Annotated in this window: 11 protein-coding genes; 4 read left to right on the top strand and 7 right to left on the bottom strand. The window is 61.7% G+C overall.

Features of this window, described 5'->3' with window-relative positions; all coding sequences use genetic code 11:
* Positions 1-17: 17 nt before the first annotated feature.
* The 4 genes from PVV54_RS21530 to PVV54_RS21515 all read right to left on the bottom strand — a co-directional run bounded on the left by PVV54_RS21530 (position 18) and on the right by PVV54_RS21515 (position 5,973).
* Entirely contained in the window at positions 18-1,397 is a 1,380-nt protein-coding gene (locus PVV54_RS21530) for an OprD family porin (RefSeq protein ID WP_274907172.1), read from the bottom strand.
* Positions 1,398-1,524: 127 nt separating this feature from the next.
* Positions 1,525-3,117 carry an ABC transporter substrate-binding protein gene (locus tag PVV54_RS21525; RefSeq protein WP_274907171.1) on the bottom strand — a complete coding sequence of 531 codons (1,593 nt, stop codon included), beginning with the start codon at positions 3,115-3,117 and terminating at the stop codon, positions 1,525-1,527.
* A gap of 126 nt (positions 3,118-3,243) precedes the next feature.
* Entirely contained in the window at positions 3,244-4,869 is a 1,626-nt protein-coding gene (locus PVV54_RS21520; protein WP_274907170.1) for an ABC transporter substrate-binding protein, read from the bottom strand.
* Between the two features lie 387 nt (positions 4,870-5,256).
* A complete protein-coding gene (locus PVV54_RS21515) occupies positions 5,257-5,973 on the bottom strand; it encodes an SIMPL domain-containing protein (protein ID WP_274907169.1) in 717 nt (238 codons plus the stop codon).
* Between the two features lie 202 nt (positions 5,974-6,175).
* Here PVV54_RS21515 and PVV54_RS21510 point away from each other — a divergent pair, with 202 nt between their 5' ends.
* The 4 genes from PVV54_RS21510 (at position 6,176) to PVV54_RS21495 (ending at position 10,513) form a co-directional block, all read left to right on the top strand.
* A complete protein-coding gene (locus PVV54_RS21510) occupies positions 6,176-7,435 on the top strand; it encodes an ATP-binding protein (protein ID WP_274907168.1) in 1,260 nt (419 codons plus the stop codon).
* The gene (locus PVV54_RS21505) at positions 7,432-7,992 is read left to right on the top strand and encodes a response regulator transcription factor (protein ID WP_274907167.1); all 561 of its coding nucleotides are present in this window, start codon (positions 7,432-7,434) and stop codon (positions 7,990-7,992) included. Before PVV54_RS21510 ends, PVV54_RS21505 begins: the two co-directional genes overlap by 4 nt.
* Before the next feature lie 163 nt (positions 7,993-8,155).
* On the top strand, positions 8,156-9,097 hold the full coding sequence (locus tag PVV54_RS21500) for an AEC family transporter (protein WP_274907166.1): 942 nt from the start codon (positions 8,156-8,158) through the stop codon (positions 9,095-9,097).
* Between the two features lie 54 nt (positions 9,098-9,151).
* On the top strand, positions 9,152-10,513 hold the full coding sequence (locus PVV54_RS21495) for an amino acid permease (protein ID WP_274907165.1): 1,362 nt from the start codon (positions 9,152-9,154) through the stop codon (positions 10,511-10,513).
* A gap of 70 nt (positions 10,514-10,583) precedes the next feature.
* Here the strand turns inward: PVV54_RS21495 and PVV54_RS21490 are convergent, their stop codons facing one another.
* The 3 genes from PVV54_RS21490 to gatB form a co-directional block, all read right to left on the bottom strand.
* Entirely contained in the window at positions 10,584-11,627 is a 1,044-nt protein-coding gene (locus tag PVV54_RS21490; protein ID WP_274910483.1) for a calcium/sodium antiporter, read from the bottom strand.
* A 60-nt stretch (positions 11,628-11,687) separates the two neighbouring features.
* The gene (locus PVV54_RS21485; protein ID WP_274907164.1) at positions 11,688-12,062 is read right to left on the bottom strand and encodes a septal ring lytic transglycosylase RlpA family protein; all 375 of its coding nucleotides are present in this window, start codon (positions 12,060-12,062) and stop codon (positions 11,688-11,690) included.
* Positions 12,063-12,192: 130 nt separating this feature from the next.
* Positions 12,193-13,638, bottom strand: coding sequence for an Asp-tRNA(Asn)/Glu-tRNA(Gln) amidotransferase subunit GatB (gene gatB, locus PVV54_RS21480; RefSeq protein ID WP_274907163.1), 1,446 nt, complete (start codon positions 13,636-13,638; stop codon positions 12,193-12,195).
* Between the last annotated feature and the right edge of the window lie 6 nt (positions 13,639-13,644).

Genomic DNA, 13,644 nt, shown 5'->3' with positions numbered 1-13,644 from the left:
GGCCGTGGCGTCAGCGGTCAGAGAATGTTGAATGGAATGGTGGTCACGATCCGCAGTTCGTCCAGGCTGCCGTCGGCCTGGGCCTTGCTGGCCCGATGCGCGGTGTAGGTGGCGCGGATGCTGGTGTCTTTCAGCGGCCCGCTCTGCACGGCGTAGCTGGTGCCGATGCCCCACTCGTAGTGGGTTTCGCCGTCCATGCCGGTGACGTCATAGGCGGTGCCCTTGTAGTGGGTGCCGTCGATGCCCCAGCCGCGGGCGTTGTACACGTTGAACTTCAGCCCCGGCACGCCGTATGGCGCCATGTTCAGCACGTAGGAAATCTGCAGGGATTTCTCGTTCGGGCCGTTGAAGTCCGACAGCAGCGAGTTGGCCAGGTAGATGCCGTTGGTTTCGTGCAGGTAGTCGAAGTATTCGTTGCCGTTTACCTGCTGCCACGAGGCGCTGAGGGTGTGGGCCTGGTGGGTGAGGCCGAACGACAGGCTGTAGGTGTCGTTATCGATCTCGCCCATCTTCTTGCTGCCTTCGTCCACGGTCTTGTAGTAGTTCAGGCCGGTGGTCAGGCTGAGCACGGCGCTGTCGCCGAGCACATGGTTGGCGCCGAAGTAGTACTGGTTCCAGAAGTCGTCGACCTTGGTGGCGTACAGGCTGGTGGTCAGGCTTTTCAGCGGTTGGTAGTTGATGCCGGTGGTGCTGGCACGGTCGGTTTCTACGCCGGTGGCGCCGTATTCACTGCGGAACTTGCTCAGGCTCTGCTCGGTACGCGGCGAGACGCGGTCGAAGGTGCCCAGATCGAATGACAGGTTGTCGAACTCGGCGCTGTGCAGGAACGCGCCCTGGAAGCTCGATGGCAGGGCACGGTTGCCAATGTAGGCGATCATCGGCGTGTCCACCGACTGGCGGCCGACGGTCAGGGTGGTGTTGGACACGCGCGCCTTCACGTTGGCCAGGCCCATCTTGCTCCACTGGCCGATGGGGTCACCGTCGCTGTGGGTCAGGGTGCGGTTGTTCGGCCCGGCGATAGCCGCTCGGCCTTGTTCCAGTGCGATGGCGTTGTAACCGGCGGCTTCCACGGCGAAGCCCACGGTGCCCTGGGTGAAGCCGGAGCTGTAATTGAGGATGGTGCCTTGCAGCCAGTTATCCCGGCTGTGGGTGTCGTGGCGAGTGCCGTCACTTTTGTAGTACTTCCACAGCGGCGCACGGGTGGCGCGTTCGCGGGCGTACCAGTTGCGGGTGGTGCCGGACAGGCTCTGGCCGTCGATGAAGCCTTTTGCGTCGTCCTGTTCGCTGCTGCTCTTGAGGCTTAGCGGGACGTAGTCCTGGCTTTGGGTATCGGCCTGGGCGAGCGTGGAGAGTGCGCCGATGGCTACTGCCAGCGCGGTCAAGGTAATAGGTCTCAAGGTTGAAGCTCCCGTTCTTTCTTTTAGTTATGGCCTGGCCTTGTGGGCCGGGTTTATTGCTGCGGTGTTGCCAGGTTTGCCCGGTGTTGCCGGGCGAAATCTTGGGGAGGCCGGCGAAGGTTAAAGGTCACTCCACACTCACGCCGGAAAAGTCATTGCGCCCAAACGGGCTGACCTTGAAGTCGACCACCTTGGCGCTGATTGGCTGGTTCACCGTCGAGTGCGCCACCGGGGTAATCGGCACCTGCTGCTTGAGCCGCTGCTGGGCCTGCTGGTACAGCGCCGTGCGCTGTTCGCGATCGGTCACTTGCTTGGCCTGCATGACCAGGCTGTCGTATTGAGGGTCGCACCAGCGCGAGTAGTTGTTGCTGCCGATGGCATCGCAGCTGTAGAGGGTGCCCAGCCAGTTGTCCGGGTCGCCGTTGTCGCCGGTCCAGCCGATCAGGGCGATGTCGTGCTCACCGCTTTTCATGCGCTTGAGGTACTCGCCCCATTCGTAGCTGACGATGCGCACCTTCAGGCCCAATTTGTTCCAGTCGGCCTGGAGCATTTCAGCCATCAGCTTGGCGTTGGGGTTGTAGGGGCGTTGTACGGGCATGGCCCACAGGGTGACCTCGGTGCCTTCCTTGATTCCGGCTTGCTGGAGTAGTTGCTTTGCCTTTTCCGGGTTGTAAGGGGCGTCCTTGAGGCTGTTGTCATAAGACCATTGGGTGGGTGGCATGGCATTCACCGCCAGTTGCCCGGACGCCTGATACACCGCTTGCAGAATCGCCTGCTTGTTCACTGCCATGTCCATGGCCTGGCGCACTTCAAGGCGGTCGAACGGCGGGTGCTGGGTGTTGTAGGCGATGTAGCCGAGGTTGAAGCCCGGCTGTTGCAGCACCTGCAGCTTGCCGTCGGCATTGAGCGCCGGCAGGTCGGCCGGACGCGGGTGCAGGGTGACCTGGCATTCGTTGCGGCGCAGCTTCTGGATACGCACCGAAGGGTCGGTGTTGATCGAGAACACCAGGTTGTCGATCTTCACTTCATCAGGCGCCCAGTACTGTTTGTTGCCCTTGAAGCGGATCTGCGAGTCTTTCTGATAGCGCTGGAACACGAACGGGCCGGTGCCGATCGGTTGCTGGTTGATGTCGCTGGGGCGCCCGCTGGCCAGCAATTGCTCGGCGTACTCGGCAGAGAGAATCGAGGCAAAGCTCATGGCCACATTCTGGACGAAGGCGGCGTCGACCTTGTTCAGAGTGAATACCACGGTCAGCGGCCCGGTTTTCTCGACCTGGGCGATATTCTTGTCCAGGCCCATGCTGACGAAGTAGGGGAACTCTGTGGGGTAGGCCTTGCGGAACGGGTGCTGCCTGTCGAGCATGCGGTTGAAGGTGAACAGCACGTCGTCGGCGTTGAAGTCACGGCTGGGCGTGAAGGCCTTGTTGGCGTGGAACTTCACCCCTTCGCGCAAGTGGAAGGTGTATTGCAGGCCGTTGTCCGACACATCCCACTTCGTGGCCAATGCAGGGTGCACCGCGGTGCCCCCACGTTCGAATTCCACGAGGCGGTTGTAGATCGGCTCGGCCGCGTCGTTGTCGGTGGCGCTGGTGTACTGGGCGGTGTCGAAGCCGGCCGGGCTGCCCTCGGAGCAAAACACCAGGTTGTTGGCCAGCAGGGCAGGGGCCTGGGCCATGAGGCCAAGGCCGACCAGGGTGGTAAGCAAGGTGGTGTGGCGCATTTCTGATCCTCGTGCGTCTGTTTACGCCGTGTTCGGGGTACGAATGACGGCAACAGGGCCCCATCCCCGACGCGGGTAGCGCCGGGGTGGGAGTCATGTGCGGGAGTGGGCGGAGTCAGCCCGTGGTTACTTTTCCACGCTCACGCCGTAAAACGCGTTCAGGGCGAAGGGGCTGATCTTGAAATCCTTCACCTTGGCGCTCATCGGCTGATACACGGTGGAGTGGGCGATCGGAGTGATCGGCACCTGCTCCTTGAGGATATGCTGCGCTTGTTTGTACAGTTCGGTGCGCTTGGCCTGGTCAGAGGTAGCCTTGGCTTGCTTGATCAGGTCGTCGTAGGGCTTGTAGCACCACTTGGAGAAGTTGTTGCCTTCCATCGCGTCGCAGCCATACAGGGTGCCCAGCCAGTTGTCCGGGTCACCATTGTCACCGCTCCAGCCAATCAGCATGGCGCCTTGCTCGCCGCCTTTGGAACGCTTGATGTACTCACCCCACTCGTAGCTGACGATCTTGGCCTTGATGCCGACCTTGGCCCAGTCGGACTGCAGCATTTCGGCCATCAGCTTGGCGTTGGGGTTGTAGGGGCGTTGCACGGGCATGGCCCACAGGGTGATCTCGGTGCCTTCCTTGATGCCGGCTTCCTTGAGCAGTTGTTTGGCCTTTTCCGGGTCGTACGCGGCGTCCTTGATGGTGTCGTCGTAGGACCACTGCGTGGGCGGCATGGCGTTGACCGCGAGCTGGCCGGCACCTTGGTAAACCGACTCGATGATTTTTTTCTTGTCTACCGCCATGTCCAGGGCTTCACGCACCTTAAGCTGGGCCAGCGGGTTAGGCTCGTTGCTGCCCTTGACCTTGTCCATCACGTTGTAGGCGATATAACCCAGGTTGAAACCAGCCTGGTCAGGCATCTGCAGGTTCTTGTCGGCCTTGAGCGGCTCGATGTCGGCCGGGCGCGGGAACAAGGTGACCTGGCACTCGTTTTTCTTGAGTTTTTGCATGCGTACCGAGGCGTCAGTGGTGATGGCGAAGATCAGATTGTCGATCTTCACGTCCTCGGGCTTCCAGTAGTCCTTGTTTCCCTTGAAACGGATCTGCGCGTCTTTCTGGTACTTGCTGAACACGAACGGGCCGGTGCCGATCGGCTTCTGGTTGATGTCAGCAGCTTTGCCTTGCTTGAGCAGATGATCGGCGTATTCGGCCGACTGGATGGACGCGAAGCTCATGGCCAGGTTCTGGATGAACGCGGCATCGACGTTGTTGAGGCTGAAGCGCACGGTATGGTCGTCAAGCTTCTCCACCTTGGCGATGTTGCTGTCCATGCCCATGTCGGTGAAGTACGGGAATTCGGTGGGGTACGCCTTGCGGAACGGGTGGTCCTTGTCGAGCATGCGGTTGAAGGTGAACAGCACGTCGTCGGCGTTGAATTCGCGGGTTGGCTTGAAGTAGTCGGTGGTGTGGAACTTGACCCCTTCACGCAGGTGGAAGGTATAGGTCTTGCCGTCGTCGGCCACTTCCCATTTGGTCGCCAGGCCCGGGATTACAGCGGTGCCGCCGCGTTCGAACTGGGTAAGGCGGTTGAACACGGTTTCGGCCGAGGCGTCGAAGTCGGTTCCGGTGGTGTATTGCCCCGGGTCGAAGCCTGCCGGGCTGCCTTCGGAGCAGAACACCAGGTTGGACGCGGCATGGGCAATCGGTGCGCCTGTCAGCAAACCTGCGCCGAGCAGGAACGGAATGACTGCGTGTTTGAGCATGGTGGCCTCATTGTTGTCATTTTTGGTTTTGAGGTGGCCTCGTGAGCCGACCTGCGGATACTTATGCAGGGGGTGTTCCCAATGCAACAGTCGGAAGGATAGTTGACGCCAGAAATGTGGAACGGACGTACATGGATGTCGCATCCGTATAACTTTCAACGAAGTTGAACGTTTGCGTGGGCGAAATGATGGCTTTTTACGGGATGTTTCGAGGTGCAGGACTTTGTAGGATGCACGGAAGTGGTGCGTAGGAAGTGTCTGAATCTTATGTAATTTTGGTTGCGATCGCGCGCACCTGTAGGAGCGGCTTCAGCCGCGAACACCGGCGAAGCCGGTGCCATCCACTGCGGTGGTTGTATCGCGGATAAATCCGCTCCTACACGTTAATCAGGGCATCTGAACTTCAATCATCCCATCAGCATTCATGCTGACTTCGCTTGTACCCGCCTCGATATCCGGCGCCGGTGCCGCTTCATCGGCACCCATGGCCTTCATCGCCATCGGCGCGCTGCGCATGTAGGGCCGCGGGTAACCGCTGCTGTTCAGGTTCAGGCTGACCACCTTGTAGCCCTTGCCGCCCAATGCCTCGGTGGCCAACTGCGCGCGGGCCTTGAACGCATTGACCGCATCCTTGAGCAGATCATCTTCGCTGGCCTTGCGCGTTGCCGGTGCGATGGAGAAGTCCATGCCGCCCATTTTCAGGTCTTGCAGCAACTCGCCGGTGAGCTGGGACAGGGCAGGGAAGTCTGCACCCTCCAGGCGCAGCTCGGCGCGCTCGCGCCAGCCGGTGATCTTCTGGCCCTTGCTGTCATAGATCGGGTAGCTGTTGCGGCTGCCCTGGCTGATTTTCACGTCCTTGACCTGCCGGGCCTGCTGCACGGCCTTGTTCATGGTCTCGGTGATCTGTTTGGCGAGCTTGCCTGGGTCGGTGTTCTGCGCTTCGCTATAAAGGGTCACGACCATCAGGTCACGTGCCACTTCCTTGCTCACTTCAGCGCGCAACGAAACCTGGTTGTAGCGCGGTTCATCGGCGGCCAGCGCCGGCAGGCTGGCAAGCAGGCCGCAGGACAGGACGAGGGCAGCGCCGCGACGAGGGATATGCATGTAGAGCTCCTTGGCAATAATAGGCGTGGTTCATGGTGATCCATTCCACGCATGGCCCATCAGACCGGGATCAGTGTAGTGGGTTCATAAGTGCCATCATGAACCTGTGACAAAGTGTGGCGGTTTGCCGCATCGCCGCAGCGAGGCGCCCGGTTTCGGTATACTCCAGCCGATTTTCCTGGAGCACTCATCAGGAGAGCTCATGCTCGCCGCCGTACAACCGTTATCCGCCACCCGCCAGAACCTCTGGCGCCTGACCGTCATTCGCGTACTGGTTCTGGCCGCCCAGGCAGGTTCCGTGGGCGTTGCCTACTGGACCGAACTGCTGCCGTTGCCGTGGCTTTCACTGGCCGCGACACTGGCGTTGTCGTCCCTGCTGTGTGCCTTCACCGCACTGCGCCTGCGCTTGTCGCTGCCGGTCACAGAGCTTGAGTACGCCTTGCAGCTGGCCTGCGACCTGTTGATCCACAGTGCGCTGCTTTATTACTCAGGCGGCTCGACCAACCCGTTCGTCTCTTATTACCTGGTGCCGTTGGCGATTGCCGCGGTGACCCTGCCTTGGCTCTATTCGCTGATCCTGTCGGGCATCGCGCTGACGGCCTACAGCATGCTGTTGGTGCAGTTCTACCCGCTCGAAGGCCTGCCAATGGCGCGGGACAAGATGCAGGTTTACGGCATGTGGCTGAGTATCGCCCTGGCCGCTGCGGTGATTACCTTCTTTGCCGCGCGCATGGCCGAAGAGCTGCGCCGCCAGGAGCAACTGCGCTCCGAGCGCCGGGAAGAGAGCCTGCGTGACGAGCAACTGTTGGCCGTGGCCACCCAGGCTGCTGGCGCGGCCCACGAGCTTGGCACGCCACTGGCAACCATGAGCGTGCTGCTCAATGAGATGCGCCAGGATCACAAAGACCCCTTGTTGCAAGAAGACCTGCAAATCCTTCAGGACCAGGTCAAGCTGTGCAAAGAGACATTGCAGCAACTGGTACGCGCCGCCGAAGCCAATCGCCGCCTGGCTGTCGTGGAACAGGACGTTACCGCCTGGCTCGACGAAGCACTTAACCGCTGGCACCTGATGCGCCCCGAGGCCAGTTACCGCTTCCAGCGCCTGCGCGACGGGCAGGTGCCACGCCTGACGCCTCCGCCAGACCTGACCCAGGCGCTGCTCAACCTGCTGAACAATGCCGCCGATGCCTGCCCTGATGACCTGGAAGTGCGCCTGGACTGGGACACTCAGGACATCGTCATCAGCATCCGCGACCATGGCCCCGGCGTGCCGCCGGCCATTGCCGAAGCCATCGGCAAACCCTTCATCACCACCAAGGGCAAAGGCTTCGGCCTGGGCCTGTTCTTGAGCAAGGCCAGCGTGACCCGTGCGGGCGGTTCGGTGAAACTCTATAGTCATGAACAGGGTGGCACCCTGACCGAACTGCGCCTGCCCCATGGCAAGCGAGGAGAAGAGATATGAGCGAAGAAAACCAGGTCGAAGGCGAAGAGCTGCCGCACCTGCTGCTGGTGGATGACGATGCCACCTTTACCCGGGTCATGGCCCGCGCCATGAGCCGCCGCGGGTTCCGCGTCAGCACCGCGCCTTCTGCCGAAGAAGGCTTGAAGCTCGCGCAGCAGGACTTGCCGGACTACGCCACGCTGGACCTGAAAATGGAAGGCGATTCGGGCCTTGTGCTGTTGCCCAAGCTGCTGGAGCTGGACCCGGAGATGCGCGTGGTGATCCTGACCGGTTACTCGAGCATTGCCACGGCGGTCGAAGCGGTAAAACGCGGCGCCTGCAACTACCTGTGCAAGCCGGCGGATGCGGACGATGTGCTGGCGGCGTTGCTGTCCGAGCATGCCGACCTGGATACCCTGGTGCCGGAAAACCCGATGTCGGTGGATCGCCTGCAGTGGGAACACATCCAGCGCGTGCTGAACGAGCACGAGGGCAATATCTCGGCGACTGCACGTGCGCTGGGCATGCACCGGCGCACCTTGCAGCGCAAGTTGCAGAAGCGGCCCGTTCGCCGCTGATAAAGCGTTGCCTGCATCGCGGATAAATCCGCTCCTACACGGCCGTTGTGGGAGCGGATTTATCCGCGATGCAAGCAGCGCATATCTTTAAATTGCCTCGATCCCCGCCGCATTCGCGTATCATTAGCCCCCTAACGGCAACCCCTCCCAGGATCGCTAGCGCATGCTCGCCCTTCTTATCCAGACGCTGAACATCACGGCCCCGGTTTTCGCCATGCTGTTCATGGGCGTGTTTCTCAAACGCATCCACCTGATCGACGACAATTTCAACCGGGTTGCCTCGCAGTTGACGTTCAATGTCTGCATGCCCGCATTGCTGTTCCTGGGCATCTACCACGCCGACCTCGACTCAGCCGTAAAACCCGGCGTCATCCTCTACTTCGTCGCCGCTACCCTGGTGGGCTTCGCCGTGGCCTGGGGCATGGCCATCTGGCGCAGCCCGCTGGCCGAGCGCGGCATCTACACCCAAGGCGCGTTTCGCGGTAACAACGGCGTGATCGGGCTGGCGCTGGCCGCCAGCTTGTATGGCGACTACGGCATTTCCCTGGGCGCGGTGCTGGCGGGCCTGGTGATCCTCATGTACAACTCGCTGTCGGCCGTGGTGCTGGCGGTGTACAGCCCGGATTTGAAGTCCGACCCGTGGAGCATCTGCAAGAGCATCTTCAGCAACCCGCTGATCATCAGCGTGCTGGTCGCCACGCCCATGGCATACGGCCAGGTGCCGTTGCCCAACTGGCTGCTGACCTCGGGCGATTACCTGGCCCAGATGACACTGCCGCTGGCGCTTATCTGCATCGGTGGCACCCTGTCGCTCTCGGCGCTGCGTGACAGCGGCAAGCTGGCCGTCGATGCCAGCCTGGTGAAAATGGTCTGGTTGCCGATCATCGGTACGCTCGGTGCCTGGTTGTGCGGCTTCCGTGGCGCTGAACTGGGCATCCTGTTCCTGTACATCGGCAGCCCGACTGCTGCAGCCAGCTACGTAATGGCCCGCGCCGCCAACGGCAACCACGAACTGGCCGCTTCGATCATTGTGATTACGACATTGATGGCGGCGATTACTACCAATATCGGTATCTTCATCTTGCAGTGGGGCGGATGGATCTAGATCCTTGACTGCACATAACGCCAATAACACTGCCCCCTGACCAAAGGACATTTCATGCAAGACCAGAGCACGCCCGAGCGTTTGCAGCGCGGGCTGAAGAATCGCCATATCCAGCTGATTGCGCTGGGTGGTGCCATTGGCACCGGGCTTTTTTTGGGCATTGCCCAGACCATTCAACTGGCCGGCCCTTCCGTGCTGCTGGGTTACGCCATTGCAGGCCTGATGGCCTTCTTCATCATGCGCCAGCTTGGCGAGATGGTGGTCGAAGAGCCGGTTGCCGGCAGCTTCAGCCACTTCGCCCACCAGTACTGGAGCGAATTCGCAGGCTTTGTGTCGGGCTGGAACTACTGGGTGGTGTACGTGCTGGTGGGCATGGCCGAGCTCACGGCAGTCGGCATCTACGTGCAGTACTGGTGGCCGGAGTTCCCGACCTGGGCCACGGCGGCAATCTTCTTCGTGGTCATCAACCTGATCAACCTCACCCAGGTGAAGGTCTACGGCGAGATGGAATTCTGGTTCGCCTTGGTCAAGGTTGTGGCCATCGTGAGCATGATCGTGTTCGGTGGCTGGCTGCTGGCCAGCGGCCATGGTGGCCCGGATGCCAGCGTTGCCAACCTGTGGCAGTACGGCGGGTTTTTCCCCAACGGTGTGACCGGCCTGATCATGGCGCTGGCGGTGATCATGTTCTCGTTCGGTGGCCTTGAGCTGGTAGGCATCACTGCGGCCGAAGCGGACAATCCACGCCAGAGCATCCCCAAGGCGACCAACCAGGTGGTTTACCGCATCCTGATCTTCTACATCGGTGCCCTGGCGGTGCTGCTGTCGTTGTACCCGTGGCAGAACGTGGTGCAGGGTGGTAGCCCGTTTGTGATGATTTTCCACGAACTGGACAGCGACCTGGTGGCGACCATCCTCAACATCGTGGTGCTGACGGCTGCGCTGTCGGTTTACAACAGTTGCGTGTATGCCAACAGCCGCATGCTGTTCGGCCTGGCCAGCCAGGGCGATGCGCCGCGTCAGCTGCTGAAGGTAAGCCGCAGCGGCGTCCCGCTGACGGCGCTGGGTGTGTCGGCCTTCGCCACCGGCATGTGCGTGCTGATCAACTACCTGATGCCGGGTGAAGCGTTTGGCTTGCTGATGGCGCTGGCGGTGTCTGCGCTGGTGATCAACTGGGCGAGCATCAGCATCACCCACCTGAAGTTCCGCAAGGCCAAGCTGGCGGCAGGCATTACCCCGTTCTACAAGAGCTGGGGGCACCCGGTCACCAATTACCTGTGCCTGGCGTTCATCGTGCTGATTCTGGTGGTGATGTACCTGACGCCGCCCATCCGGATATCGGTGATGTTGATCCCCGCGTGGATCGCGGTGTTGTGGGTAGCGTTCAAGTTGAAGAAGGCTCGTCAGGGCAAACGCTGATGGCTTTGCAATCTGGCGCCGCATGCGCGGCGCTCGATCTGCCAGGCGGTGATTTTTTCACGCCATTCGCTCAGTGTTGGCGCCGCCAGGCGCGCACCGTGGTGTACAGCAACACCAGGGCAAGCACCGGCAGCACATAGAACAGCATCAACCGCTCCAGGCGACCGGCCAGCGGCATGCCCGTGGTGAACGCCACCACGTGCAGCCCATAGGCCAGGTAGAGGCTCAGAAACACCAACCCTTCGGCGCGGGTAATTCTGTAGCCGGAGTAGAACACCGGCAGGCTGAGGGCTGCCACGCCCAGCATTACCGGCAGGTCGAAGCCCAGGGCATTGGGTGAAATGGTCAATGGTTCGGGCGTGACCAGCGCGGTCAGGCCCAGTACCGCCAGCAGGTTGAACAAGTTGCTGCCGATGACGGTGCCCACGGCAATCTCCCGCTCCCCGCGGATGGCAGCAATCAGCGCGGCAGCCAGTTCTGGCAGTGAGGTGCATACGGCGACCACAGTCAGCCCGATGATGCGCTCGGACAGGCCCAGGTCGGTCGCGACCTCGACGGCGGCCTCCAGCAGCAGGTGGCCGGCAAGGCTAAGCAGAATCAGGCCAAACAGTACCTGTAGCAGCGTGCCGGACCAGAAGCGCCCCGCGCTGGCGGTGATGGCCTTGGGTGCCGGGTACGTGCGGGCGTAGTGGCGTGACTGGTGCCAGAGCATGGCCAGGTAGCCCGCCAGCCCCAGCAAAAGCAACAAACCTTCTGTTCGCCCCAGATGGCCGTTGGCGGCCAGCGCGTATACCAAGGCACTAGCCGCGATCATCAGCGGGATATCCAGGCGTACCAGCTGGCGCGATACCCGCAGCGGAATGATCAGCGCGGCCAGGCCCAGGATGACCAGCACGTTGAATATGTTGCTACCGATAACGCTGCCGACTGCAACGTCGGGAGCGCCTTGGTACGCGGCCTGCAGGCTGACGGTCAGTTGTGGGGCGGTGCTGCCGAATGCCACCAGGCTCAAGCCGATGATCAGTGGTCGCACGTGCAGGCGCTGCGCCAGGCGCAAGGCGGCGCGCACCAGCAGCTCGGCGCCGGCGATCAGCAGCAGCAGGGCGGTGCCCAGTTGCAGAAGGCTGAAGGTGGGCAGGGTGGCCAGGTCGAAAATGGTAGGGCTCCAGTCAGGTCAGTCGCTCAGACCTTGTACCCGGACGCGCGCCGTTCCGCTACGGATCATGCCGATTTTTTCTGCTGCAGCGCGTGACAGGTCGATCAGACGGCCACGGGTGTGTGGGCCACGGTCGTTGATGCGAACTACCACGCGGCGTTGGTTGGCAAGGTTGGTGACCAGCACGCGGCTGCCGAAGGGCAGGCTGCGGTGGGCGGCGGTCAGGCCATGCTGGTTGAAGGGTTCGCCGCTGGCAGTGCGTTTGCCGTGGTGGCGGGAGCCGTAATAGGACGCAGTGCCGGTCTTGTCGTAACCGCTGGGGTCGATGTCGTGGCTGGCGCAGCCGGCCAAGAGGGAGAAGAGGGCCAGGGTGCTGAGGGAACGTTTTAGCAAATTGGATGCTCCGAGGGCGAAGGGGGCCGCGTTGCGGCCCATCGCGGCTAAAGCCGCTCCTACAGGGTAGGGGTTGTAGGAGCGGCTTTAGCCGCGATCGAGGGCGAAGCCCTCGCCGCTTCTATTCAGCTCACCCTTCGAGCTTGGCCTTGAGCAATTGGTTCACTTGCCCCGGGTTGGCCTTGCCTTTGGAAGCCTTCATCGCCTGGCCGACGAAGAAGCCGAACATCTTACCGCGCTTGGCTTCATCTGCCGCGCGGTACTGTTCGACCTGCTCGGCATTGGCAGCCAGCACTTCATCGAGCATCTTGTCGATCGCACCGGTATCGGTGACCTGCTTGAGGCCTTTGCTCTCGATGATGCTGTCGGCGTCGCCTTCACCGGCGGCCATGGCTTCGAACACGGTCTTGGCGATTTTGCCGCTGATGGTGTTGTCGCGAATGCGCAGCAGCATGCCACCCAGCAACTCGGCGCTGACCGGAGACTGGTCGATCTCGATGCCCAGCTTGTTCAGCAGGCTGCCCAGCTCGACCATGACCCAGTTGGCGGCCAGCTTGGCGTCGCCACCAATCTTCACCACCTGTTCGAAGTAGTCCGCTTGCTCACGGCTGGAGGCCAGCACGTTGGCATCGTACGCCGACAGGCCGTACTGGCTCTGGAAGCGCTCGACCTTCTGCGGCGGCAGCTCTGGCAGGCCGGCGCGGACGGTTTCGAGGAAGCTGTCCTCGATCACCACCGGCAACAGGTCCGGGTCGGGGAAGTAACGGTAGTCGTTGGCTTCCTCTTTGCTGCGCATCGAGCGGGTTTCGTCTTTGTTCGGGTCGTACAGGCGGGTTTCCTGCACCACTTTGCCGCCGTCTTCGATCAGGTCGATCTGGCGCTGAATCTCGCTGTTGATCGCGCGCTCGATGAAGCGGAACGAGTTGACGTTCTTGATCTCGCAGCGCGTACCGAACTCGGCCTGGCCTTTCGGGCGGATCGACACGTTGCAGTCACAGCGCAGCGAGCCTTCGGCCATGTTGCCGTCACAGATGCCCAGGTAGCGCACCAGTGCGTGGATCGCCTTGACGTAGGCCACGGCTTCCTTGGCGCTGCGCATGTCCGGCTCGGAAACGATTTCCAGCAGCGGAGTGCCGGCGCGGTTCAGGTCGATGCCGGTGGAGCCGCTGAAGTCTTCGTGCAGGCTTTTGCCGGCGTCTTCTTCCAGGTGCGCACGGGTAACGCCGATACGTTTGATGGTGCCGTCTTCCAGGGCGATGTCCAGGTGGCCCTTGCCGACGATCGGCAGGTCCATCTGGCTGATCTGGTAGCCCTTGGGCAGGTCGGGGTAGAAGTAGTTCTTGCGCGCGAACACGTTGCGCTTGCCGATTTCGGCATCGATGGCCAGGCCGAACATGCAGGCCATGCGCACGGCTTCCTGGTTCAGCACCGGCAACACGCCGGGCATGCCCAGGTCAACCAGGCTGGCCTGGGTGTTCGGCTCGGAGCCGAAGGTGGTGGCGCTGCCGGAGAAAATCTTCGACTGGGTGGCCAGCTGGGTATGGATTTCCAGCCCGATCACAACTTCCCATTGCATGTGTGA

It is taken from the genome of Pseudomonas sp. PSKL.D1 (assembly GCF_028898945.1).
Classification (GTDB): Bacteria; Pseudomonadota; Gammaproteobacteria; order Pseudomonadales; family Pseudomonadaceae; genus Aquipseudomonas.
The sequence above is the reverse complement of the archived record's forward strand: the minus strand, read 5'-3'. Positions and strand labels throughout refer to the sequence as shown.

Excerpts from the sequence above, each read along its gene's own strand:
- PVV54_RS21525 (WP_274907171.1), bottom strand. The coding sequence starts at position 3,117 with ATGCGCCACACCACCTTGCTTACCACCCTGGTCGGCCTTGGCCTCATG.
- PVV54_RS21520 (WP_274907170.1), bottom strand. The coding sequence starts at position 4,869 with ATGCTCAAACACGCAGTCATTCCGTTCCTGCTCGGCGCAGGTTTGCTG.
- PVV54_RS21515 (WP_274907169.1), bottom strand. The coding sequence starts at position 5,973 with ATGCATATCCCTCGTCGCGGCGCTGCCCTCGTCCTGTCCTGCGGCCTG.
- PVV54_RS21510 (WP_274907168.1), top strand. The coding sequence starts at position 6,176 with ATGCTCGCCGCCGTACAACCGTTATCCGCCACCCGCCAGAACCTCTGG.
- PVV54_RS21505 (WP_274907167.1), top strand. The coding sequence starts at position 7,432 with ATGAGCGAAGAAAACCAGGTCGAAGGCGAAGAGCTGCCGCACCTGCTG.
- PVV54_RS21500 (WP_274907166.1), top strand. The coding sequence starts at position 8,156 with ATGCTCGCCCTTCTTATCCAGACGCTGAACATCACGGCCCCGGTTTTC.
- PVV54_RS21495 (WP_274907165.1), top strand. The coding sequence starts at position 9,152 with ATGCAAGACCAGAGCACGCCCGAGCGTTTGCAGCGCGGGCTGAAGAAT.
- gatB (WP_274907163.1), bottom strand. The coding sequence starts at position 13,638 with ATGCAATGGGAAGTTGTGATCGGGCTGGAAATCCATACCCAGCTGGCC.